We start from the raw sequence: 23,349 nt of genomic DNA, 5'->3' as shown, positions 1-23,349 counted from the left end.
CAGATTAAGCGTATTGTATAGGGACTTAAAAACTTCAATATTCTCGTGTATTGGAGTTTTTTTGATTGCTGAAAATAATAAAGCATGTACATGCTTGACAGCTTTTTAGTCTATTGTTATTTTTCGGCAATTCTTCTCAATATGCGATCCACATGCCGATTGATGATGGCTTTGTTTATCAGCCTCCTTTAGATCCACTTGACATTATTTTTGAAGATAATGACTTTGTTGCCATCAATAAACCCGCAGGGTTACTTTCAGTTCCGGGGCGTTTACCTGAACATCACGACAGCGCTTATTTTCGAGTATTAGCAATATATCCAAATGCCAAGATTACCCATCGTTTGGATATGGCAACCTCGGGCATTCTGTTGTTCGCCAAACATCGCGATGCAGAAGTTGCTGCAAGTAAAATGTTTCAGGCGAGAACTGTTAAAAAAAATTATATTGCTTTGGTGCAAGGGCAAATTAATAGCAATGGTCGTGTGGATGTGCCTTTGATTACCGATTGGGAAAATCGTCCACGCCAGATCGTGCATTTTGAGTTAGGCAAACCCGCTCAAACTTTATTTGAATCTGTAAGCTATGATGCTGAAAAGGATGTAAGTCGGGTGCTACTTACACCGATTACAGGACGTTCTCATCAATTACGGGTGCATATGCAATATATCGGGCATCCGATTATGCGCGATAAGCTTTATCATCCTACGCCGTTTAACACCGATTTAGCGCGTATGGCATTGCATGCAAGCTATTTGTCTTTTATGCAGCCTTTTAATAATTTACTGGTTGAGATTGTATCTGAGCCTGAGTTTTAGCATTTGGCTAAATCAAAAAAGCCTGCAAAATTGCAGGCTTTGCTCATAGAGAGGGGATTAAACTTGGTTGTTAACATCATCATGTTTTGTTTCACGAATGGCCAAGAATGCCAACAGTGAAAGAATGGATGCTGCTGTCAAGTAGTAACCCACCGCTTGTAAGCCATATTTGGTTGCAAGTTCAGTTGCGATCAGAGGTGCAAAAGATGCGCCCAAAATACCTGCCAAGTTAAAGGTTAATGCAGAGCCTGTATAACGCACAGAAATCGGGAAAATTTCAGACAAAACTGTACCAATTGGACCATATGTCATTCCCATCAATGCTAAACCTACACATAAGAACAAGAACACAATCACTGTGCTACCTGACTCAAGCATACTGGCAAATACTAAACCAAAAAGTGCAGAGGCAATACATACCCCAATAGAGGTTGCTTTACGCCCAAACTTCTCAGCAAATACAGCAGAAAGCGGAATAAAAGCAGCAAAACACAGTGTTGCGACCAGTTGCATCTCTAAGAATTCTGCACGTGAGTAACCCAGTTGTTTGGTTCCCCAGTTGAGTGCAAATACTGTTGTGAGATAGAACACCACGAATGTACATACCGCAGCAATTGTGCCGAGGAAGAGCATTTTATAATGTTTGGTCACAACTTCTTTAAATGGAACATTAACTTCTTTTTGTTTGTCTAATACTTTTTGGAACGCTGGGGTTTCATGCAATTTTAAGCGAATATATAAACCCACAATCACCAATGCAGCACTTGCAAGGAATGGAATACGCCAGCCCCATTGCATAAAGTCTGCTTCAGACATCAATGCGCCAAGACCAAGGAATGAACCTGTTGCCAAGATAAAACCGATCGGTGCGCCCAGTTGCGGGAACATCCCATACCAAGCACGTTTGCCTTCAGGCGCATTTTCAGTTGCAAGCAAGACTGCACCAGACCATTCACCACCGAGACCTAAGCCTTGACCTAAACGACAAAGTGCAAGTAATAGCGGTGCAACGATACCAATCTGTGCATAGGTTGGAAGTAGACCAATACATACTGTTGAAACACCCATGGTCAATAAAGCCGCGACGAGAGTTGCTTTACGACCAATACGATCACCTAAGTGACCAAAGATTGCTGCGCCAATAGGGCGGGCAATAAATGCGATGGCAAATGTTGCGAGTGATTGAATTGTTGCCGTCATCGGATCTGTACTTGCTGGGAAGAACAGATGTGGAAAAATGAGGACTGCAGCAGTTGCATAGATATAAAAATCGAAGAATTCGATTGTTGTACCTACAAGACTTGCGAAAAGAACACGAGTCTTTGAATTTGTTTGAATTTCTGGAGTAGCAGTAGATAATGACGCCATGGTGAACCTTACACTTTTAAAAGTAAAACGAGTCTTTAAAGCGTAATCTTTTTAAAAAAGGCGTAATTTCTTAAAAAAACAACGAGATCAACCCAAATTCACTCCATCAGGGTCACTGAATTTTGAGTGTCTATGAATTAAATGACGTAAAGATAGATTGCAAGGAAATGTGATCCTGCACCGACCAAAACAAATATATGCCAAATAGCATGAGTGTATCTTACTCTTTTTAAGGCATAAAACAATGCGCCTATTGTATATGCTAAACCACCAATGACCAATAATTTTAATGCTTCTGGTTTTAAAAACTGTTGCATATCATCCATTACAAGCACGGCAAGCCAACCCATGACCAAATAAGCAATCAGTGAAATTTTTTCAAAACGATGAATGAATATTAACTTGAATAGTGTTCCAATGGCTGCGATGACCCAAAGTGCAATCAATAAATAATGTGCTTTTGCTGTTGGGATGGCAATTGCCAAAAAGGGCGTATAGGTTCCCGCAATTAAATAATAAATCGCGGTATGATCCAGCTTCTTATACCATTGGCGTTTCTTTTCATCGACAGAAAAATGATAAATTGCTGAACTGGAAAACAGTAAAATCATGCTTAGACCATAGACAAGCAATCCAAAAAATTGCCATCCATGTAGATAGTTGCCTTTAATCAGCATCAAAACAGTCGCTATAGCAGCCAAAATTGCACCGAATGCATGACTCAACGCATTAATACGTTCTTCTTGTGGTGCATAGATGTGAATCAATTTATCTGTCGACATTGGATCTTATTATCCTAAAAATACAAATGTATAGTAATGGAGTTTTACCTTTAAAGTAAGACGTCTTAAAATAGGTAACTTAATTAATACGAGTTTTGATTATGTCCAATGTGGCAAGCTTATCTGTTCAGGAACAACAATTTTTTGATAGCGTACAGCAAGCTATTGATAATCAAAGCTTAGATCGTTTGATTTTAAGTCAGTATAAAGGAGAATTGGTTGATTTAGAGAAAATGACCTTTCGCGTCATTCAGCTACAGAATGAAACCGTTCTAAGCTGTCTATATCGTTATAAAACCAATGATATTACTAAAAACTATCCACTTACCCATGCTTTAACCACGATTCAGGGGCTGGCAGAGGATTGTAAACAAGCCAATTTATTTACCCATGAGGCCGAGACGCAGCTGAAGAAAAATAAAAAGAAAGCCTTGCTGACCGTCAGTAAAAATAAGCTGGATAAAACCACTAAAAACCAACAACAAGGGCATGATCGTACAAAACATCGTTTTGTCGACCAAGAAAGTTATTTTCTCCAACCGCTCGGCATTACCGATGCCAATGCACAGATTATTCCAAGCATGGCACGTAAGTGGAAGCAGATTAACAAATTTGTTGAAATCTTTTCAGGTGCTTTGGTGCATATTCAACAGCCAGAGATTTTAGCGCATGATGGAAAAACCAAAGAGCAGGCTTTAAAAATTGTCGATTTTGGTTCAGGAAAAGGCTATTTAACGTTTGCTTTATATGATTATTTGGCAAAACAACATCAAACTCCATTTGTAACGGGTGTTGAGCTGAATGACAAAATGGTGAAATTTTGCCAAGAGGTTGCGCAAAAGTCTGATTTTAATCAATTGGATTTTTTCCAAGGTGATGTGAGAACGTATCATCCATCCCATTTGGATATTATGATCGCCTTACATGCGTGTGATGTTGCAACAGATTTTGCGATACATACTGGTATTCGTTTAAACGCTCAAATGATTATGTGTGCACCTTGTTGCCATAAAGAATTACGCCCACAATTGAACAGTCCACAAGTGTTACAACCGATGTTGCAATTCGGTATTCATGCAGGACAACAAGCTGAAATGCTGACAGATACCATTCGAGCTCTGTTGCTGAAAGCGTATGGTTATGAAACCAAAGTCTTTGAATTTGTGGCATTAGAACATACCAGTAAAAACAAAATGATTTTGGCAACCAAGCGTAAAGATTTCACTGCACCTGATCAAACAGTCTTGGATCAAATTCGTGCTTTAAAAGAGATGTATGGGATTCAAAAACAATCCTTAGAATTATTATTGAATGATCAGTGGGACCAGCAAGACATTGGCGCTAAGTGCTAGCGCGTTGTGAGGAGAGAACGCAGGTTTAACTGCTTTCTCTCTTGCTACTATTTAGATAAATTATTTTATTGCTGATTCATTTCATCAAGCTCAGCTTCGCTTGAGCCCGTGGTTTTTTGAGAGATCGTATCTGGAAAATATTGAGGATCATCCATTTCTGGAATCAATTGTTCACCCATTTTATGAATCAAGATACTGGTTTTTAATGTTTCTGTTGGGGCTTTAATCAGTAGTTCTGTCAGAAAGTCTGTTGCTTTAGCTGCAAATTGCGCATCACTTTCTTTGTTACCACGTTCAGGCATTTGAACATTGTCTAAATTAAGCACAGGGACTTTACAGGTTAACGGTACTTGAAAACTTTGACTATTTTCAATAATTTTACCATCCTGTTTACAGCTCTGATATGCAGCACTTTGAGCTTTCATTTGGCGTTCAAATGCTGGCGCAACAATTTTAAAATCGTTGGCATTAAATTGTTCTTTAAGTATTTCCTTCATCTTTTCAGATGCAGTGGCTTGTTTTTCGCCACTTTCATCGCGGTTTTTTTTAGCTTCAGCTTCTGAGATACCTGCAATTGCGGCACTCATTTTTAAATTAAGCTGATCTTGATTTGGGTCTTGAGAAAATAATCCAATCATGCTTTTTGAGATAATGTTCACACGATCTAGCTCGGATGTTTTTGCATAAATACTTTGAGTCGTCAGTAAAATTGCGCTATAAATAAATACTTTAAATTTATGATTTAGAAACATAATTATTCTACAAGTTTAGTTAAGTTGGTGAAAGTGAACGCATTGTCACTGTGCATTACATTAGCATAATTGCAAGAATGAAGGATCAATTTCTCAACCATTAGGATTTAAATAATGAGCCAATTTGTCATTCAATCTGGGCCGTGGAGTCAGCTTCAACATGATGCGAAATTGATTCGAAGCATGGTTTTTATTGAAGAACAACACATCAGTGAAGCAGATGAATGGGATGAGCAGGATGCCATTTCATTACATTTTGTTGTATATGCGCAAGATCAACCCATTGCTACAGCGCGGTTATTGGAAAATAACAGTATTGGTCGAGTTGCTGTGTTGCAACAATATCGAGGTGAGGGGATAGGTAAACTGCTCATGGAACATATTATTCAAGTTGCAAAACAGCAAAATAGAGCATTTCTTCAATTATCCGCTCAAGTTTATGCAACGCGCTTCTATGAAAACTTAGGCTTTCAGGTAAAGGGTGAAGAATATTTAGATTGTGAGATTCCACATATCGATATGGGGTTAAGTTTAAAAAATGAATGAATTGAAATAAACCCACATTGAAATAAGCCAAGATTGAAATAAACCAAGAGAATCGATTTGCCCATGCTCAGTATAAAAACCCCGTTAATTCAATCTTTAGTTTTAAGCCAACTGAATCAATGTCAGGTGTGGTTAAAAATGGAAGCCTTACAACCGTCGGCATCATTTAAACAACGAGGTATTAGCCATGCCTGTCAAAAATATTTTGAGCAGGGTGCCCAGCGTTTTATCAGTTCATCAGGTGGCAATGCAGGTTTAGCTGTTGCTTATACAGGTCGACAACTGGGTGTTCCTGTGACCGTCGTGGTTCCAGAAACCACAGCACAACGCGCGAGAGAATTAATTGCCCAGCAAGGTGCAGAAGTTATTGTACATGGCGCTTCATGGACCGAAGCCAATGCTTTAGCGCAGTCCTTATTAACACAGCACGATGTATTTATTCATCCTTTTGATCATCCACTGTTATGGGAAGGCATTATCCCGATGATTGATGAAGTCATTGCAGATGGCGTTACTCCAGATGCGGTGGTCTTATCTGTGGGTGGCGGAAGTTTACTTTCAGGTGTTGCAGCAGGATTAAAAAAACATGGTTTAGCCCATATTCCAATTTATGCGATTGAAACCCAAGGTACAGCATCCTTACATGCTTCGATTGTGGCTCAACAACATGTTGAATTGGATCAAGTCAGTGGTATAGCAACAACACTTGCAGCAAAAAAAGTCTGTCAAAATGCATTTGAAGTGAGCCAAGCATTTGAGGTTCGTAGTTTGGTGGTTTCAGATCAAGACACTGTAGATGCCTGTTTAAAATTTATAGATGATCATCGTATTTTGGTTGAGCCAGCATGTGGTGCAACATTATCAGTGCTTTATGATCAGGCGATTCAATTTAAACCCACTGATCAGGTCTTGGTGATTGTATGTGGTGGCGCAGGGATTACCCTAGAAACACTACAAGCATTCAATGGATAGATCGGATTGAATAGACAATTAATGATCATAATCTATTGATCCTTTAGCAAGTCTTTTCGATTTAGAGGATGGTGAGATGATTCAAGTTGTACTTTTTGATTTAGATCAAACCTTACTTGATCGCACCTCCTCCCTAAAGGCTTTTTTAAATTGGCAGGTAAATTTCTTCGAGCTGGTTACGATTCAACAGAAACCACAATTTATTCAGCGTTTTATTGAGTTGGATAACAATGGTTCTGTATGGAAAGATCAGATATATGCTCAACTTATTCAAGAGTTTCAAATATCCAGCTATTCGACACAAGCGCTATTAAAGAATTATATTCAAGACTTTAATAAATTTTGTCGGAGCTTTAGCGATGTTGATCTGGTTATTTATAGCTTGTTTAAGGCAAATTTTTCTCTTGGATTAATCTCTAATGGAAAGACGCCTTTTCAGGAAGATAATTTTAAAGCCTTAGGTTTAAGTGAGTATTTTTCGAGTGTGATTGTTTCAGAAGCTGTTGGACTGCGAAAGCCTCATCCAGAAGTTTTCCAATTGGCATGTCAGCAGCTCGGTGTTATTCCTCAGCACTGCGTTTTTGTTGGCGATCATGAGATAGCAGACATTCGCGGTGCAAAAGCGTTGGGCATGAAAACGATCTTATTTGACCCTCAACAAAAAGTAACATCGACACAGGCCGATCATCGTGTAAAGTCTTTTCAAGACATACTTAGTATTTTAAAAATAAAATGAAAAGATTATATAAGCACGGTAGGGTACAATTTCAGGTTTTATTTTTATTTGGAGTTGTATCTCAATTCAGTGTATTTGCACAAGCCGAAACAGATAAACAACAACCGTTAGCCTATGAGCTGCAGGTGGAAACAAAGCCAAAAACTTATGATCCAGCGACACAGTCACGGATTCGGGTCTATCGAAAGGGTGCGACAAAAACTTTAATTCAACATTCATTTGATTGCGCAGGAAGAAAAGCTGGGATACGGGATTACTTAAGTGGAAATGGTGCATTATCTGCGCTAAAAGCGTATGCCAGAATTACCTTTAATATCGAAGAAGGGATGCCTCGTAGTGCGATTCAGAAAGAAGCTGAAAGCAATGCTATGCGAACTTACCAACTGATCTCTTATAAAGAGTTTATTTTAAATGCCGACCAACCTGTGAATTTATATGGTTTTGTATTTGGAGCAACAGATCCATCTCGGACAAAAGCACAAGTGATTGATCAATGTGTGGATGCTGTGGCTTCGTTCAGACCACAGGCTGGACACGATTATGAAATTTTAGGTAAATATCAAAATAACCAATGCCAATTTCAAGTATTTGATCTCAAAACCAATGATCAAATCCCTGTTTCTGACAAGCTTTATACTTGCCCTGAAAAGTCATGGAAGTTTTGGAAAAAGGATCAGTAAATGAAACGTGCAATACTCGGTATTTTTTTGATGATGGGGCTTATTGTACCCAATTTGACTTGGGCATCTTATGTCAATAAATGTCTCTTAACGGTTAAAGTCTTAGAAGAAACTTCAACCATGACGATGGCAATCAATGGGCCACAAGGTGAGTTTGAAAAAAGTAAATTGACGATGTATATCAAAATATTAAAAGCTGAAAAAAATGGAAGAGCTGATAGTGGATGTCAATCACTGGTCAATCAACGCATGCGAATTACGATTGAACAGCCACCTTTGACCAGTTTAGTCAAAGGGCAAGTTGTACAGGTAGAAAGCATCACTCAGGATGCTTTTCCACAAGAAGGATATGTCACGCAATACAAGTTAAAAAATTAGTCTGTTGGGAACTTCGCTTTTAGCCTTTGTGTGTGTTGCTCCAGTCTTCTATGGCTTTTTGTCCGCTTTCTAAGCCAACTTCATAGGTATATTGCAATTTGCGTTTATCTTTACATAAACGGCCTGCTAATTTTTTATTGTCAGGTGGGCAGACTTCCAAAATGCTTTGTTGCGTATTTTGGCGGATAAAATCGACAGTTTGGTTATAACGAGTACAACGCTTTTTAAGGCTATCTGCAAAGCCAGTATGTTGATTAAGCAAATATTTTGCCAAGAATTGATCGGCTTTACTGCTGGCTTTAAAGTAGTTTTGTGTACGGGTACGAATCACCAAGAGATTTTGAATATTTGCTTGTTGCGCTGCCCATTGAACAGGGAGGGCATCTGCGACACCGCCATCAAAATAAGGCTCTCCAAAAATTTCTACAGCCTGTCGTGTTAGATAGGGAATAGAACTAGAAGCACGTAATCCATCGATAATATTGTCTTTCCCAGCACGTAAATATTCAGGATAACCTGTACGAGCATGAGTCAACACCATATAAAAGTCAGGATTTTGACTAAATAAAGCTTGTTGATCTAGAGGATTCTCTTTCTCGACAATATCCCACATCCATTGCATATCCAGTAAATCCCCACCTTTAAAAAAGCGAGCATAACGAATAAATTCAGGTCGAAGTGAGTGGTCTAAATAGAGTTCGATATTACGACCTTGTTGTCGAGCAAGGTAATTGGCGAGGTTTGTTGAACCAGAAGACACTCCCACAAAAAGATCAAAAGGGTTAAAATTTTGTTGTAGGAAAGCGTCAAGTACACCGCAGGTAAAAGCCCCACGCATACCGCCACCTTCTACGACAAGCGCATTACGTGAATCATTGATCATAGATTGTTTAGTTTGCATGTTCTGGCTGAGCTGAGTTGTGTGGCATGTTTTTCATTTCATCATTCGACATTTGCTGCGTGTCATGTGGAGGTGCTGTATCGGTATTCTCCGTCTGAGGCGTCGCTATCTGCTTATTTTGCTGACTCGGCATATAATCTGGTTCATTGGTTACAGCCATATAGAAGAATACAAGGAATAAACAGCTAAAGATTGTTGCGAAAATTACTGCTTTAGATTTCCACAACGGTTTTTTGGGAGAGTTAACATCGTTCATAGGAAAATTCCTAAAAGAATGAAATGTGTAGCTATTTTATAACATAAAGCAGTAGTAAAGTTGGCATTGCTATAAAAGACATAAATTAAATGAGGCTTATGTATATAAACCCAACATGAATTGATCAGTATTGAATACATATCAGACATAACAAGCAGGCTGAGATTAAAATTGAAATCAAGCATATAAACAAGATTATTTTGAGCTTTATTTTAGATATTTGTGGAAATGAATAATGTTGATTTATTAGAAATATATGAATATTTAAACTACATTTTTAGTGAGATTATTTATTTAATTTTTCAACAATTAATCAAAAAATCTATTTGAATTTAAGTGTTTTTAGTAATGAAATTGTTTTTTTAAATAGAAAAATTTTAGAATTAATTTATAATAGAGGCAATTAAAACGAATAAATTATTAAAATGAACAGCTTAGTAAATAGCATTTATAAAATATTGGATCAGCTTGGACTAAACGCACAAAAACGAGCTTTGCATATCCAATTTAGCAATACAGACTTAAACAACCAAGTCTTCTTACAACGTATCGATGGACAACATGGTCTAAACCAAGGTGTGTCTATTGAACTGATTTGCCTTGCCACTTCGGCTGTGATTCCACTTAAACAATTTATCGGTAGCCAAGTGGCGATTGATCAAGTCACAGATCAGGGACAACTGTTTCGTAGCACAGGGGTGATTACTGAGGCTGCACAAGGGCAAAGTGATGGCGCACTAACGCTATATAAACTCAAACTCGAAGATGCCACTTCACTGTGGCATAAACGCCGTAACAGCCGAGTGTTTATGAATAAGTCGGTTGTGCAAGTCATAGAAACGCTGTTTAAAGAATGGCAAGACAAAAGCCCACTGTTTGCATCGAGTCTAAGTCTCGATAAAAGTGGTCTTAAAAAAGATTACGATATCCGACCATTTATCATGCAGAGTAATGAAAGCGACTATGCATTTTTAACCCGCTTGATGCGCAGTGAAGGGATCAACTGGTTGATTGATGAAGCGCAATTGATTGTGCCTAGTTCTGCGACTCAAATTCAGCCACAAAAACTGCGTTTGGTGGATGATAACAGTGAATACAAAGCACTAGAACGAAGAAAGATCCGCTTCCATCGTAGCAGTGCCACAGAACAACAAGACAGCATCACCAGCTTTATCGGGCAACGTAGCTTACAACCCACTGCTGTCCACGTACAACGCTGGCAAGCAGATGTGTTAGAACAAGAAGAGGGGGCAGGCAGTGTTCAAAGCAAACACCAACATAGTCAAAACCAAAACAATGCCAGTCTCGGTTTAGAACAAGCTTGGCATATTAGCCCAGCTTGGATTCAAGACCTGAATGGTGAAGATCAAGCAACTGCTTCAAATAACAATCAGATTGAAAAGATCAACCAAAACCTCAGCCATTATTACGATGCTCAATCCAAGCAATTTATAGCCAACTCCACTGTACGTGATGCACAAGTAGGTTACTGGTTTGAATTAAACGAACACCCAGAAATAGACCAACACAGTGGCTCAGACAAAGAATTTCTGATCACCTCAAAGACATTCTATAACCAGAACAACTTACCCAAAGATCTGAATGAACAAATCAATCGCTTGCTCCAACAGAGCAATTGGGTAAACGAAAATAAAGCAGATTCAAATAACCCAGAACGCCAAGCCAATCAATTGGTACTACAACGCCGTAATATCACCACTGTTCCTGAATACCACCCACTACAACATCGTCCAAGTACCCATCCACAACGTGCCAAAGTGGTTGGGCCAAGTGGAGAAGAAATTCATGTCGATGAATGGGGACGTATCAAAGTTCGCTTCCTGTTTACCCGCAATGAAGACCACAGTCATGATGGTGGTGCAGGGAGCAATGACAACGACACTGATTCTGCTTGGGTGGATGTACTGACCCCGTGGGCAGGTGAAGGATATGGTGCACGGTTCTTACCGAGGATTGGTCAGATTGTCGTGATAGATTTCTTTGATGGCAATATCGATCGACCATTTGTGGTGGGACGTATCCATGAAGCACAACGTAGCCCAACGAAATTTGATGACAAAGGCCAATTGCCTGATACCAAAAAACTGGCGGGGATCAAAAGTCGAGAAGTTAAAGGCAGTGGCTATGGCCAACTGAGATTTGACGATACCACAGAGCAAATCAGCAGCCAGCTACAAAGTAGTCACGGTGCGAGTCAACTTAACCTCGGTAACCTGAGCCATCCTAAAGAAACCGAGACCAGTGAAGGACGAGGCGAAGGTTTTGAACTAAGAACAGACCAATGGGGAGCGTTACGAGCAGGGCAAGGTCTATTGTTGAGTACCTATGCTCAAGACTCAGCTTCAGGTAACCATCTCGATGCAACCGCTGCGAAAAGTCAGTTAGAAAGCAGCCTAAATAATTCCAAAGCCTTAAGTGAAGTTGCTAAGAATCAGCAAACTGATCCACTGGATGTATTGGAAAATCTCAAGCAATTTCTTGATCAAATCGAAAAAGGTGAAAAGGACAAAGCGGATGCATTTAAACAAGCTTTGATGATTTTAGCTGCACCGAATTCAATCGCATTGGCAAGCAATGAAGACTTACATCTTTCTGCGGATAAACAAATCAGTTATACAGCAGGTGACAGTATCAACCTGAGTACGCAAAAGAATTTAGTTGCACATGCACAATCAAAGATTAGTCTTTTTGCGGCACAAGAAGGGGCAAGGTTATTTGCAGGGAAAGGTAAGGTTGAAATCCAAGCACAAGGCGATGGTGCTGATTTGATTGCGCGTAAAGGTATTCAAATCATTTCGACTGAGGAGATGATTGAGCTAAAGAGTCTCAAAGAAATTATTATCACCTCTGGTGGCTCTCAATTAAAGATTAATGGTTCAGGTGTATTTGTGACTACGGCTGCTAAGTTCGAAGTGAAGGCAGGGCAACATAGTTTTATTGGTGGAGCAAAAGTCGATTATTCACTTCCATCATTCTATGAAAATATTTGTAAGCCTTGTTTGTTGGATGCAGCAAAGTTTGGAATGGCATTTGTTGATAAATAAAATGAAAAGAGAAATTGTTCCATTTAAAAATATAAAAAGCTGTATCGAAGATGATCGACATGATTTGAACATGTATTTAATCTTGGATGCGGCGCAAGTTTCAGATCAAACTTTGCACTTTATCAATACATGGCGAAATGACGCAAGGCTAGAGTTTTATTCATTATTCTCAGGCACAACGGAGGGCAATGCACCTTTTGAAGTTGCCCCTGTACTCGTCTTAATCAATGATTTAGAGGTGCTCGAAGAAAAAGGATTTAGCTTTATTCATCAAACATGGAAAGATCAACAGGCTTTAAATCTGGTATTCAGTTCATTGGATTTGGCTCAGTTTGTTAAAAAAATGAAACGCTATCTCACAGTAGAATTTCCTGATGGTACACAAAAATTATTTAGATGGTTTGATCCAAGAATTGTCAAAAAAATTCATAAAATACTGACAGATCAACAAGAAGATGAGTTTTTTGAGGATATTACAAAATGGATCATTTCAATTCGAAATTATCAGGATGTAGATTCTAATCAATTAATGGTATTGGAGAATGCATAATGTTCATACTCAGCCAAGAAAAATTATATGAATTAGATGTTGAGCAAAATAAAGAATTTTTATATGACCTTGTCTATGAAATTATAAAAGAAAACCCAGCCCTTAAACTGAATGGGCAATTTGATCAGCTATTAGAACCGGTCCAAAGCCTGATCAATCTATATATTGAAAAAGGCATCAATCAAATTTATACACTCAAATATATGGTGAAGAGCCATGTTTATTTGGGAATAGATTATGCAAATGATCCGCAATATCTTTGGCTCCAAAATGAAATGCAGCATTACAATATTGCGGAGCAAGTGTCCTATGTAGATGCTTTTTATAAACTTTTGGAAAGCTATAAAAGTGTGGTTTTAGGGCATGATTTTAAATTTGTTTTTAAAGCAATAGACCAGTTAAATCAGAGTTTTAGTCATTCCAATCTTCAAGAAAATCTTTCAATTATTTATCCAGAAAAAATAGAGTTTTTAAAACAAAAAGATTTATTGGGTTCACTTCAAGAAAATTATTCCAATGATATCCAATCATATAAAGAGTATGTATTGGGAAAAGAATTTCATCATAACGTTTTTATAAAAAATTTGATTAATTTGGAGGTTTAAGATGGGTGTTGGTGGTGCAAGTCCTGCAGCGGGCACTTCATGTGCAACGTGTTTAAGGAAGTTTACGGTTCATTTTCGGAGACCCTATAATTTTCAAAAAAGAACAAAAGAATATAAGGGAGAGTTTGGGTTTGATTGGTTAAGAGATGAGTACATATTTCCTGTTTTTGAAATAAATAGAAAAATGCAGCCTGCGTTAATTAATAAAAATTACATTAGTGGTTTAAAGAAAGTATATATAGATGGTACACGGAAAATAACCCCTTGGGGTATAGAGTACATCCCATCTCATTTAGCAATTTTTGCAACTAAGGTAAAAGATAAAAATGCAAGTTCTAAAATTAATGTAGATGGTGCACTATTATCTATTGAACTTCACCAAGTTGTCGGGGATGATGAAGTACCTCTACAAGATGATGGTACAAAAATAATATTTGAAACTAATGAAAAATGTATAAAAATTTCTACATCAACTGGTAATGAAAAAAGTAATCGTCTGGAGTTACCAATTTCTTTTTTCATAAAAAATAGGAAAAAAACAGATTTGGTAGATCAGTCTAGGTGGAGTTACAGTACTAAAAATGCAATTAGAATATCTTGTGAAGGAGCAACAACTAAAGGTGCTCTAATTAGTGTAAAAGCAATAAAAGGGAATAATATTTTTGAAGTTGGGCAAATGAGCGTTTTTGCAAATGATAAAGTTCCAATAGCTAAAATATGCTTTGTTGATGTTAGTTTTAATCAAAATAAAGTTCAACGGCCTACAGGTACAGGATTGGAATATAGTTTAAAATATGAATCTTTTAATCAAGCACTTATACGACCTAAAATAGTAAGAGATACAATTTTTAATATAAAGGACATGTTAGATAAAAATAAAACATGGGACTTGGAAGGATTTTATAATAAATATTATGTAAATCAAACGAAAAACAGTTTAGGTAATAGTATAATTAGCAATACTTTAGATGATGAATTTAAGCACGATTTAATCTTTTTATTTCAGAAATATGCAAAAGTTAATGGTTTAATAAATTCTGATTCTAATGATGTTACATATGTTTTTTTTACAAATACACAATGTTCATATACCAAAAATGGTCAAATTTTTAATAGAAAAGGTAGTGCTATTTTTGCACCTGAAGCAGGATCTAATTGGAAAAAAGTATGGGGGAACTCAGTTGTTATTTATCATCATGGAGCAACTGAATTGGAGACTGTCGTCCATGAAATAGTTCATAGCTTTGGGTTATCCCATGTATTTCAAAATGAGAAAGATATACCATATTGTTTTCATAAAGGTTTTACCGATAATTTTATGGATTATGAGGATACTGATGAAGATCCACCTAAAAAATCGCTTTATAAAGGTAATCAAATAGCTTTATTTAGGCATCAATGGTTACTTATGCGTAACGATAGAAGCTTAGATTACAATGGATAAAGATATTATGAAATTTTTGATTTTATTAGTAGTAATTTTAAGTCTGTCTGCTTGCTCATTTGACTCAAATAAGGACAATTGTAGTTTAAAAAATAGTGAAAATATAAAAAATGAAAATGGCTATGATGTTCGAGTAGCTAGAGATATATCATCATTTGTTGAAAATAATAAAATTTATTTAAATTATGATCAAAATGAAATTATTAAAAGATATTTTGAGTTAAATAGTCAATATTTAGTATTGAAAGTTCTAGATAGTCTTTCTCCTGAAGTAGGTTTTAGTGATGGTACTGTTAATAATAATGTGAAGAAGAATTTTGATTACATTTCCCGTCTTTCAGCTAATAGTAATTTAAAGGGTAATCATATGTTTTTTAGTAGTGATAACTATGTTCCTTATAGTGAGCAATTAGAAGAAGAAATTGTATCTATGGTTAAAGATCAGATTTATGTGGTAAGTGGTGATAAAGTGGGTGGGGTAGATTTGAATAGTAAAGTTAGTACTTTTATAAAAAAACTAAAATGTAGTAATTCAAATGAGCCTGAAGTAGAAGAATGGAATGTAAATGATATGCACATTGTTTTGGAAGCTGATGGAAAACAAATTAAAAATAGGAAATATAATAGTTTGAATTTTTTTATTTATTTTACAAAGAAAACGGATAAAAAATATGAGACATCAATATATTAGTGTTTTACATCTATGATATTGAAAATCATATAAAAATTTTATATCTTTGATAAGGCTTAATGAGTTATGAGGAAAATTTTAACTATTTTTATATATTCTTTTTTTCTATTTGCATGTGCTCCTAATGAGCCATTAGATCATCTATGCCAGATAAATAAAAAAACTAAGAAAAGCGATACTCAAAGTGACTTAAAGGACATGTCGAGAGATATTAATTTATTTGTTGTTAATCATGATTTGTATTTGGACTATAATTTTAAAAAAATATATAGCAAATATAAGGAAATGAATTCAAATTATTTGAAGTTAAAAGTTATAGATCGATTATCTGCTACTCAAGGTTTTGATAATGGAATAGTTCACAATGAAAATTTTGAAGATAATTATCATCATATGTCTACATTAGAAGTACGAACTACAGGACAAGGTCCAAATACAAATTATTATGCTAGTGATAATTTCGTTCCATTTGATGAAAATATCCATAAAAATATCTATCTATCAATTTATGATCAAATTTTTTTAATAAATTCAGCAGCTTTAGATAAAAGTAGTCTTGATAACTTCATAGAAAATTTTTTAACTAAAGGGCGATGTCAAGGTGGGGATCAGTACGGAAAGGTTATTTCTGAAAAGAATTTTAATGGTGTACATATTATCTTGGAATCTGAACCTGAATGGTTTGTAGGGAAAGGCCAAGTCAATAGTTTTGCTTATACTGTATACTATACAAAAATGACAGATAAAAATTATGAAAAATCATTATATTATTAAACTTAAAACTGTATTCCTGATAAGTTTTTCTATGACATCCTATAGCTTTGGAGCGAATGTAGAAAATCGAATTTTTAATTTTGAAGATAAAGAAATATCGGCTTTATCTTCTGAAATAAATTATTCAAGATTTGCACCAGTAAACCAGCTTAATTTAAAAGCAATGTCTGTAGATTTAGGTGAAATAATAAAGAACCTTGAAAAAAAAGGTTATATCAATAGGGATACAGTCTCGAATAGTAAACGCTATGAAGTGTTAGCCTATGGATTGACGACCAAGAAAATTTATTTTTTTAATAATAGCAGTCGAACACCTGATCTCTTTTCTGAGATTTATGCAGCGAACTCTAAATTTAATCAACTCAAAAGTATTCGTCTAGGGTTAAGTGTTGAATACAATGGGAAAAGATTTAAAAAAATGAATACAGATCCGATTGTTCCCACAAGTTTTATTTCTGCTTTGAATGTGATTGATGAGAGGAAATCAAAAGAGGTGTATGTTTCACTCATGAAGCAACATATTTTAAATATAAAAAATAATGTGAATGAATATTGTGAATTTTTAGTGACGACGAGAGTAAATGTTAAGGATTATTGGTTAGAATTAAATACTGAACTCACAAAGAATAATACTTATTTCAATATTTACCAAAGCAAAGGAATTCCTCAAAAATGCAATTTGTGAAATTCTTTGTTTGGATTTTTTGCTTAGTCCCTTTTCCGGCATTCTGTGGTGATTATAGAAAAACTAATGGTGATGTTGATTTCGTATCCCCTCAGCAGTAGATGCTTTATGAATATAGTTTCCTAAACGAGATTAAAGCTTTTATAATAATTTAAATTCAATAACTTAAATCTTGATAATTTAAAATTCGAGGCTTTAGGATATCCAATTGAGCACTCAGATCAATTCCATATCTACCATGAATAAGCTATATTAATGGTACCAAAAAATAGACAATCAACAACATGCAAAATTTACAACAACTCTTTATCAACACTCAAGAAAACTATGAATTGATCCCTGATTTTATCGATCTGCTTTTAGCATCGGATATTTATTGTTTAGGAGCACAAGATCAGCATAAAAAAATTCAATTCCGTATTTTAGAAACACCAGAAGGTGATCAAGCAATACCATTCTTCATAGAACTAGAAACCATTCAAAATGATATTGGAGTCGATGCTGAATATATCACTTTAAATACACGGCAGTTTTTTGAAATGACTCAGGGGGCAACATTGGTATTGAATCCAACTTCTGAATTATCAAAAGAATTTCAACCTGAAGAAATTAAAGCAATTTTAGAGATTGATGAAGCAATTTAAAAATGTGCAGGATTCAATTTCTCCAGCACTTCATCAATTTTTTTTAATCGTTTGATTTCATCCCATAAGGCTTTGGCTTCAGGGTAATGCTTAGACATCATCCCAATCCATTGTTTATAACGGCCGACCATGTTCAGCTCTTTTTTATATGGGCCATTTAAAAAACGAATTTGTAAATTTAATAGTTCAGACCAAGTGATAAGTGGTTCATCCGTATTTTTACGAATGCACTGTGTGAGATCTGGTGTAGTCACAGCACCACGACCAATCATCAAATCTTGACAGCCTGATTCAAGTTGGCATTGCTTCGCATCAGCATTGGTCCAGATTTCACCATTGGCAATCACATTGATCTTGAGTGCTTCACGAATCGGCTGTAGCTGATCCCAAAATGCTGGTGGGGTGTACCCATCAGCTTTGGTCCGAGCATGGACTGTGACCCAAGCTGCGCCAGCATCTTCAATGGCATGCGCATTTTCAAGGGTAAAATTTCGATCCATATAACCTAAACGCATTTTTGCAGATACAGGGATGTGATTGGGTACAGCATCACGTACAGCCTTGACCAACTCATGTACAACCTCAGGCTCATCGAGAAGTACTGAACCGCCTCTATGACGGTTTACTGTTTTGGCAGGGCAACCAAAATTCATATCGATTGCAGGAGCACCTAATTCAGCAGCGCGTACCGCATTGGCTGCGAGCATTTCAGGATTATTTCCTAAAAACTGAACATGTACTGGTGTGCCAGCAGCTGTCTTGCCTTGATTGTTTAATTCTGGACAATAACTATGATAAACATGGTCAGGTAAGACCGAATCCGTTACACGGATAAACTCAGTCACGCACCAGTCAAAGCTACCGACATGTGTGAGAACGTCACGCATGATAGGGTCGGTTAAGCCTTCCATTGGGGCGAGTATAAGTTTCACAGTTGTTACCTGATGAAGTAAAAAAAGCGTTATACGGTTTTTTTAATTAGATGTCTAGTAAATTAATTAAAGTATAATGGATTAAGTTAATGAAAAATATTTTTTTCTACATTTAGAACTTGTTCGCTATAAATAAGAAAATACTATAATAGTAAAGTTTTTTGAAATTTTTTGTTAAAAATAACTTTATTTTTAATGTTTATATTTAAAAAATAAATTTTAAAATGTAATTAAATAATAAAAAAGGAGGTCAGTAGTTAAAATAATTTTTAAAAGCGTATTTATATAATGAAGTAATAAGAAGGGATTATTATGAAGTATTTAATATATTTATGTGGATTTTTTTTTCTAACAGGATGTACTAACTTAGTGACTCAAAAAAGAGCTTTAGTTGTAACTGATACAAAGAATCCTAATGTTAAAACGATGAGTATTCCGATAGATATACGTTTGTCACGTAGTATTACAGCTTCAGACGGAAAAATTTATACTTGTGACCAGCCTATGCCAGATGTCGCTAGATCAGATTCTTTTGGGTCAAAAGGAAATCTAACTGCAAAGCTGGCTGATTCAGGAGGAGTATTGAAACAAGATATAGGAGGAGAAGGTAACATTAATTCATCAACAGCTGTTCTACAATTGAATGGCCGATCTTCCGCAGTGTTATTAGCTCGCGATTTAATGTATCAAGTATGTTTAAGTTCAGCAAATGGTACTTTTACTGCTCAGGAAGAATTTTTTAAAGGCATTTTAAATATTGTGGATAAGGTCGCCGATAAGGAGAAAGCAACAGCAGAAGCAAATCAGTTAGCAACTCAGGCCTTAGTTTTGAGACCAGAAATTGTTGAAAATAATAGAAAATCTTTACTTGGAGTAAGCTTAGTTGGTATAGCAAAAAACTATCATACATGTTCAGTTGATGCGGAGAAAAATAAAGATCAGCCGAATAATTGTGATAATGAGTTAAATAAGGAAATTAAGCTAAAAATAGAGGGGAAATAAAATGAAAGCAGAAGCCTTAACAAATGAACTGTTAGATTATTTAATGACGCCTCCAAAAACTTTTTTATATTGGCGTATTAAAGATACCTATCTAATTGTTGCAATTATTGAAGAATGGGATAAAACGACAATCACATTAAAAACTGAAGAAGGAATGGTTTCTAAAGAAAAACGTGTAGATGTTAAAATAATGGTTCCTTAACACTTATGCCTTATTTTCTTTATAATAAAAGAAAATAAGGCTGATTTTATTCAAGTTACTTATTACAAATAAATTTAGAAAGCATTCAGTAAAATTAGTAAATAATTTAGCGATGTAAAATCATTTCCAAAACAAATTTAGAGCCAATAAAGCCAACTGCCAATAAAAAGAATCCAATCATGGTAAAGCGAATGGCTTTTTGACCACGCCAGCCAAACTTATAGTGACCAATTAACAACGCACCGTAAACAAACCAAGACACAATACTAAACACGGTCTTATGTGCTAGGTGCTGTGCAAAGAAGTCATCAATGGTAAAGAAACCAAAACATAGGGCGACAGTTAATAAAACAAAACCAGTAATGAGCATATCAAAAAGTAAGGATTCCATGGCTTGATATGACGGTAAGAAGTTGACCCAAATACGTTTTTTTTGTTTCTTTTTGAGTTCGCGGTTTTGAAACCAAATCAAAACAGCTTGTATGGTTGCCATGAGTAAAACGGCATAAGCAGATAAAGACAGAATGATATGGATGTCTAAACCGATAGAATGCTGTTCAATAAATTGATCTGGTTTACTAAAACAAAAACCGAGAATCAAACCAAAGGCGGCAACAGGAATTCCAATCAAATTTAGTGAAAGAACAGGACGATAGGTACTGTAAAGCATACTTAGAACCAACATTAACGCAGAGGTAAAAGACATCAAGTTAAAGACGTCGTAATTAATCCCTAGTGGTGTAAGTATGTCGTTATGCAGTACACTTGCATGTAATATCAGCCCTAAACCTGACATGATGCCAATAAACCAAGGGTTTGCGGAACGTTTAGCCATTAAGTGCATGAACAAATACCAAAATGAAGAGGTATAGGCAATTAATGCTAAAATCGTATAAACCAAGGGTAGGCTAATCATGTCAAACCTTTTTCAGGATGATGAATATTCATGTTATAAGATATAAATTCCATGTGAACTACAGTATCCTATAGCATCTTGAGCATAAATTTTCTATTTTAAGAAAGATTTTTTTGCTACTAGCTATTTTAAGCGGATTTTGCAATGTTTGATACCTTAACAGAACGACTCACGCAGAGTCTCAGAAATGTTACTGGCTCTGGGCAGCTAACCGAAGATAATATTAAAGATACCTTACGTGAAGTGCGTATGGCACTTCTTGAAGCCGATGTTGCTTTGCCTGTAACTCGTGAGTTTATTGCGAAAGTTAAGGAAGAAGCATTGGGTCAAGAAGTCATGACTCAGCTTTCACCAGGTCAAGCTTTCGTTAAAATTGTGTATGACGAACTCACCAAAATGATGGGTGAGGCAAACGAAAGCCTAGACTTAGCTGCAAAACCACCTGTTGTGATTCTTCTCGCAGGTTTACAAGGTGCCGGTAAAACCACGACAGCTGCAAAACTTGGACGTTTCTTAAAAGAACGTCAAAAGAAAAAAGTGGCGATGGTTTCTGCCGATGTTTACCGTCCAGCTGCGATCAAGCAACTACAAACAGTTGCTGCTGAAGTGGGTGTTGATTTTATTGAATCGGACGCTTCTGAAGATCCGATTAAAATTGCACAACGTGCAATTGGTCAAGCCAAAATTAACTTTAACGATGTCTTGATTGTCGATACGGCAGGTCGTTTGCATGTCGATGATGACATGATGGACGAAATTAAAGCATTACACGCTGCAATTGGCCCAACAGAAACCCTATTTGTCGTTGATGCAATGACAGGTCAGGATGCGGCAAATACTGCCAAAGCTTTCAATGATGCATTACCATTAACGGGTGTTATCCTCACCAAAACCGATGGTGATGCACGTGGTGGTGCGGCGCTTTCGGTACGTGCGATTACTGGTAAGCCAATTAAATTCTTAGGTATGGGTGAAAAACTCGATGCCTTAGAGCCATTCCATCCTGAGCGTGTTGCACAACGTATCTTAGGTATGGGTGACGTACTTTCTTTAGTCGAAGAAGTTGAACGTAAAATCGACAAAGAAAAAGCCGAAAAAATGGCGAAAAAATTGCAGAAAGGCGGGAGCTTCAACTTTGAAGACATGCTGATGCAATTTGAACAGATGAACAAAATGGGCGGTATGATGGGCTTCTTGGATAAGTTGCCTGGCATGAGCAATTCAGGCATTCAAGATGCGATTGCACAAGCAAATCCTGAAAAGCAAGTGAAAAAGATGGAAGCGATTATTCAATCGATGACCATTAAAGAACGTCGTAACCCAGACTTAATGAATCCGAGCCGTAAAAAGCGTATTGCAGCAGGCTGTGGTATGGATGTGGTTGAAGTCAATAAACTGATCAAACAACATGCGCAAATGGCGAAAATGATGAAGAAGTTTGCTAATCCATCGGGTATGGCAAAAATGATGCGCTCATTGGGCGGAATGCAAAAACAGTTTGGCGGTGGTGGCGGTATGGGACCATTGTTTGGTAATAATGATAAAAAATAAGTCTCATTTTTTTTATAAAAAGCGCCTTAGGGCGCTTTTTTGTTAAATAAAAATAACATACTTTTGTTGGCTGTTTAGATATTCTGAGCCCATTATTTGAATATGATTTAAACAATAATTGATAAGAAGTTGATTTATGAAAAAAGTATTTATCGTACACGGTTATAAAGACTCCCCTGAACATCATTGGTATCCGTGGCTAAAGCAACAAGTATTGTCTACAGGGCATGCATGTGAAGTGATTGATCTAGAACATCCAGAGCAGCCCCAATATGAGCTGTGGAAGCATAATATTACGCAGCAAATTAAGTCACTCAATGACGATACCATCATTGTGGCACATGGCTTAGGAGGGATTGCCAGTCTGGATTTTCTTTCAAGTGAATTATTGGGGCGAAAATTAGGTGCTTTGTTTTTGGTTGCGGGATTCAGTAAAAACTTAGCCGTTTTACCTGAACTTAATTTATTTTTACAACACGCTCGGGTCGATGATGCGCTGCTCAGAATGAATATTCTGAATCGCTTTATCTTTTTCTCCAACAATGATCCTTTTGTGCCAGCGCCTGTCAGTATTCAATTGGGTTATTCGCTGAATTCACAAATGATTGAAGTGAAAGGTGCAGGGCATTTTATGGCAACAGAGGGCTATACCAGCTTAACTGTACTTTGGGAAAAGTTAGCAGTTTTATTACAACCTGAATCTCAAACTGGTACTCAGGCTGCATATTCGATTTTATCGTGATGCTG

26 protein-coding genes are annotated in these 23,349 nt (G+C 36.5%); 19 read left to right on the top strand and 7 right to left on the bottom strand.

Going from position 1 to position 23,349, the window contains the following annotated elements; all coding sequences use genetic code 11:
* The first annotated feature begins 152 nt into the window (after positions 1 to 152).
* Positions 153 to 818, top strand: a complete 666-nt coding sequence (locus MTO68_RS19830) for an RluA family pseudouridine synthase (protein WP_004724105.1) — start codon at positions 153 to 155, stop codon at positions 816 to 818.
* A gap of 57 nt (positions 819 to 875) precedes the next feature.
* Here the strand turns inward: MTO68_RS19830 and MTO68_RS19825 are convergent, their stop codons facing one another.
* Both MTO68_RS19825 and MTO68_RS19820 read right to left on the bottom strand, forming a co-directional pair.
* Positions 876 to 2,186 carry an MFS transporter gene (locus tag MTO68_RS19825; RefSeq protein ID WP_004817867.1) on the bottom strand — a complete coding sequence of 437 codons (1,311 nt, stop codon included), beginning with the start codon at positions 2,184 to 2,186 and terminating at the stop codon, positions 876 to 878.
* Positions 2,187 to 2,323: 137 nt separating this feature from the next.
* Positions 2,324 to 2,968: a hemolysin III family protein gene (locus MTO68_RS19820; RefSeq protein ID WP_004817865.1), complete on the bottom strand. Its 645-nt coding sequence runs from the start codon at positions 2,966 to 2,968 to the stop codon at positions 2,324 to 2,326.
* Between the two features lie 101 nt (positions 2,969 to 3,069).
* Between MTO68_RS19820 and MTO68_RS19815 the strand changes: the two genes are divergently transcribed.
* Positions 3,070 to 4,320 (top strand): SAM-dependent methyltransferase, encoded by a 1,251-nt coding sequence (locus tag MTO68_RS19815; RefSeq protein ID WP_034617071.1) that lies wholly within the window; start codon positions 3,070 to 3,072, stop codon positions 4,318 to 4,320.
* Between the two features lie 65 nt (positions 4,321 to 4,385).
* Here the strand turns inward: MTO68_RS19815 and MTO68_RS19810 are convergent, their stop codons facing one another.
* On the bottom strand, positions 4,386 to 5,072 hold the full coding sequence (locus MTO68_RS19810; RefSeq protein WP_244014071.1) for a hypothetical protein: 687 nt from the start codon (positions 5,070 to 5,072) through the stop codon (positions 4,386 to 4,388).
* A gap of 114 nt (positions 5,073 to 5,186) precedes the next feature.
* On the opposite strand from MTO68_RS19810, the gene MTO68_RS19805 reads away from it, so the two are divergent.
* The 5 genes from MTO68_RS19805 to MTO68_RS19785 all read left to right on the top strand — a co-directional run bounded on the left by MTO68_RS19805 (position 5,187) and on the right by MTO68_RS19785 (position 8,384).
* Positions 5,187 to 5,618 (top strand): GNAT family N-acetyltransferase, encoded by a 432-nt coding sequence (locus tag MTO68_RS19805; RefSeq protein ID WP_244014069.1) that lies wholly within the window; start codon positions 5,187 to 5,189, stop codon positions 5,616 to 5,618.
* 63 nt (positions 5,619 to 5,681) lie between these two features.
* On the top strand, positions 5,682 to 6,590 hold the full coding sequence (locus MTO68_RS19800) for a pyridoxal-phosphate dependent enzyme (RefSeq protein ID WP_244014067.1): 909 nt from the start codon (positions 5,682 to 5,684) through the stop codon (positions 6,588 to 6,590).
* A gap of 76 nt (positions 6,591 to 6,666) precedes the next feature.
* Entirely contained in the window at positions 6,667 to 7,326 is a 660-nt protein-coding gene (locus MTO68_RS19795; RefSeq protein ID WP_244014065.1) for an HAD family hydrolase, read from the top strand.
* Positions 7,323 to 8,006 (top strand): hypothetical protein, encoded by a 684-nt coding sequence (locus tag MTO68_RS19790; protein WP_244014063.1) that lies wholly within the window; start codon positions 7,323 to 7,325, stop codon positions 8,004 to 8,006. Before MTO68_RS19795 ends, MTO68_RS19790 begins: the two co-directional genes overlap by 4 nt.
* Positions 8,007 to 8,384, top strand: a complete 378-nt coding sequence (locus MTO68_RS19785; protein ID WP_004817850.1) for a hypothetical protein — start codon at positions 8,007 to 8,009, stop codon at positions 8,382 to 8,384.
* A 19-nt stretch (positions 8,385 to 8,403) separates the two neighbouring features.
* On the opposite strand, the gene MTO68_RS19780 is transcribed toward MTO68_RS19785, so the two are convergent.
* Both MTO68_RS19780 and MTO68_RS19775 read right to left on the bottom strand, forming a co-directional pair.
* On the bottom strand, positions 8,404 to 9,267 hold the full coding sequence (locus MTO68_RS19780) for a patatin family protein (RefSeq protein WP_244016005.1): 864 nt from the start codon (positions 9,265 to 9,267) through the stop codon (positions 8,404 to 8,406).
* Positions 9,268 to 9,274: 7 nt separating this feature from the next.
* A complete protein-coding gene (locus tag MTO68_RS19775; protein ID WP_004724087.1) occupies positions 9,275 to 9,541 on the bottom strand; it encodes a hypothetical protein in 267 nt (88 codons plus the stop codon).
* Between the two features lie 425 nt (positions 9,542 to 9,966).
* Between MTO68_RS19775 and MTO68_RS19770 the strand changes: the two genes are divergently transcribed.
* The 8 genes from MTO68_RS19770 (at position 9,967) to MTO68_RS19735 (ending at position 17,999) form a co-directional block, all read left to right on the top strand.
* Positions 9,967 to 12,606 carry a type VI secretion system Vgr family protein gene (locus MTO68_RS19770; protein ID WP_244014061.1) on the top strand — a complete coding sequence of 880 codons (2,640 nt, stop codon included), beginning with the start codon at positions 9,967 to 9,969 and terminating at the stop codon, positions 12,604 to 12,606.
* Between the two features lies 1 nt (position 12,607).
* Positions 12,608 to 13,156, top strand: a complete 549-nt coding sequence (locus MTO68_RS19765) for a DUF4123 domain-containing protein (protein WP_244014059.1) — start codon at positions 12,608 to 12,610, stop codon at positions 13,154 to 13,156.
* Positions 13,156 to 13,761 carry a hypothetical protein gene (locus MTO68_RS19760; protein ID WP_034615742.1) on the top strand — a complete coding sequence of 202 codons (606 nt, stop codon included), beginning with the start codon at positions 13,156 to 13,158 and terminating at the stop codon, positions 13,759 to 13,761. Before MTO68_RS19765 ends, MTO68_RS19760 begins: the two co-directional genes overlap by 1 nt.
* Position 13,762: 1 nt before the next feature.
* Positions 13,763 to 15,205: a zinc-dependent metalloprotease gene (locus tag MTO68_RS19755; RefSeq protein WP_244014057.1), complete on the top strand. Its 1,443-nt coding sequence runs from the start codon at positions 13,763 to 13,765 to the stop codon at positions 15,203 to 15,205.
* Positions 15,198 to 15,896, top strand: a complete 699-nt coding sequence (locus MTO68_RS19750) for a hypothetical protein (RefSeq protein ID WP_227504259.1) — start codon at positions 15,198 to 15,200, stop codon at positions 15,894 to 15,896. Before MTO68_RS19755 ends, MTO68_RS19750 begins: the two co-directional genes overlap by 8 nt.
* A gap of 66 nt (positions 15,897 to 15,962) precedes the next feature.
* Positions 15,963 to 16,670 (top strand): hypothetical protein, encoded by a 708-nt coding sequence (locus tag MTO68_RS19745; protein ID WP_004817829.1) that lies wholly within the window; start codon positions 15,963 to 15,965, stop codon positions 16,668 to 16,670.
* Positions 16,648 to 17,355 carry a hypothetical protein gene (locus tag MTO68_RS19740; RefSeq protein ID WP_244014055.1) on the top strand — a complete coding sequence of 236 codons (708 nt, stop codon included), beginning with the start codon at positions 16,648 to 16,650 and terminating at the stop codon, positions 17,353 to 17,355. The genes MTO68_RS19745 and MTO68_RS19740 overlap by 23 nt, the downstream gene beginning before the upstream one ends.
* A 284-nt stretch (positions 17,356 to 17,639) precedes the next feature.
* The gene (locus tag MTO68_RS19735) at positions 17,640 to 17,999 is read left to right on the top strand and encodes an SseB family protein (protein WP_239044897.1); all 360 of its coding nucleotides are present in this window, start codon (positions 17,640 to 17,642) and stop codon (positions 17,997 to 17,999) included.
* On the opposite strand, the gene MTO68_RS19730 is transcribed toward MTO68_RS19735, so the two are convergent.
* On the bottom strand, positions 17,996 to 18,931 hold the full coding sequence (locus MTO68_RS19730; protein WP_205622318.1) for a tRNA-dihydrouridine synthase: 936 nt from the start codon (positions 18,929 to 18,931) through the stop codon (positions 17,996 to 17,998). The two genes, MTO68_RS19735 and MTO68_RS19730, sit on opposite strands and share 4 nt — an antisense overlap.
* Positions 18,932 to 19,243: 312 nt before the next feature.
* Here MTO68_RS19730 and MTO68_RS19725 point away from each other — a divergent pair, with 312 nt between their 5' ends.
* A complete protein-coding gene (locus tag MTO68_RS19725; protein WP_227504258.1) occupies positions 19,244 to 19,933 on the top strand; it encodes a hypothetical protein in 690 nt (229 codons plus the stop codon).
* A gap of 1 nt (position 19,934) precedes the next feature.
* Positions 19,935 to 20,135 (top strand): hypothetical protein, encoded by a 201-nt coding sequence (locus MTO68_RS19720; RefSeq protein WP_034615735.1) that lies wholly within the window; start codon positions 19,935 to 19,937, stop codon positions 20,133 to 20,135.
* 106 nt (positions 20,136 to 20,241) lie between these two features.
* On the opposite strand, the gene ccsA is transcribed toward MTO68_RS19720, so the two are convergent.
* Positions 20,242 to 21,051: a cytochrome c biogenesis protein CcsA gene (gene ccsA / locus MTO68_RS19715; protein ID WP_004724062.1), complete on the bottom strand. Its 810-nt coding sequence runs from the start codon at positions 21,049 to 21,051 to the stop codon at positions 20,242 to 20,244.
* Between the two features lie 144 nt (positions 21,052 to 21,195).
* Here ccsA and ffh point away from each other — a divergent pair, with 144 nt between their 5' ends.
* Together ffh and MTO68_RS19705 are read left to right on the top strand one after the other, a co-directional pair.
* The gene (gene ffh / locus MTO68_RS19710; protein WP_004817818.1) at positions 21,196 to 22,602 is read left to right on the top strand and encodes a signal recognition particle protein; all 1,407 of its coding nucleotides are present in this window, start codon (positions 21,196 to 21,198) and stop codon (positions 22,600 to 22,602) included.
* Between the two features lie 136 nt (positions 22,603 to 22,738).
* Positions 22,739 to 23,344, top strand: coding sequence for an alpha/beta hydrolase (locus MTO68_RS19705; protein WP_004817816.1), 606 nt, complete (start codon positions 22,739 to 22,741; stop codon positions 23,342 to 23,344).
* Positions 23,345 to 23,349: the final 5 nt, after the last annotated feature.

It is taken from the genome of Acinetobacter sp. NyZ410 (genome assembly GCF_022828975.1).
In the GTDB taxonomy this organism is placed as follows: Bacteria; Pseudomonadota; Gammaproteobacteria; order Pseudomonadales; family Moraxellaceae; genus Acinetobacter; species Acinetobacter guillouiae.
The sequence above is the reverse complement of the archived record's forward strand: the minus strand, read 5'-3'. Positions and strand labels throughout refer to the sequence as shown.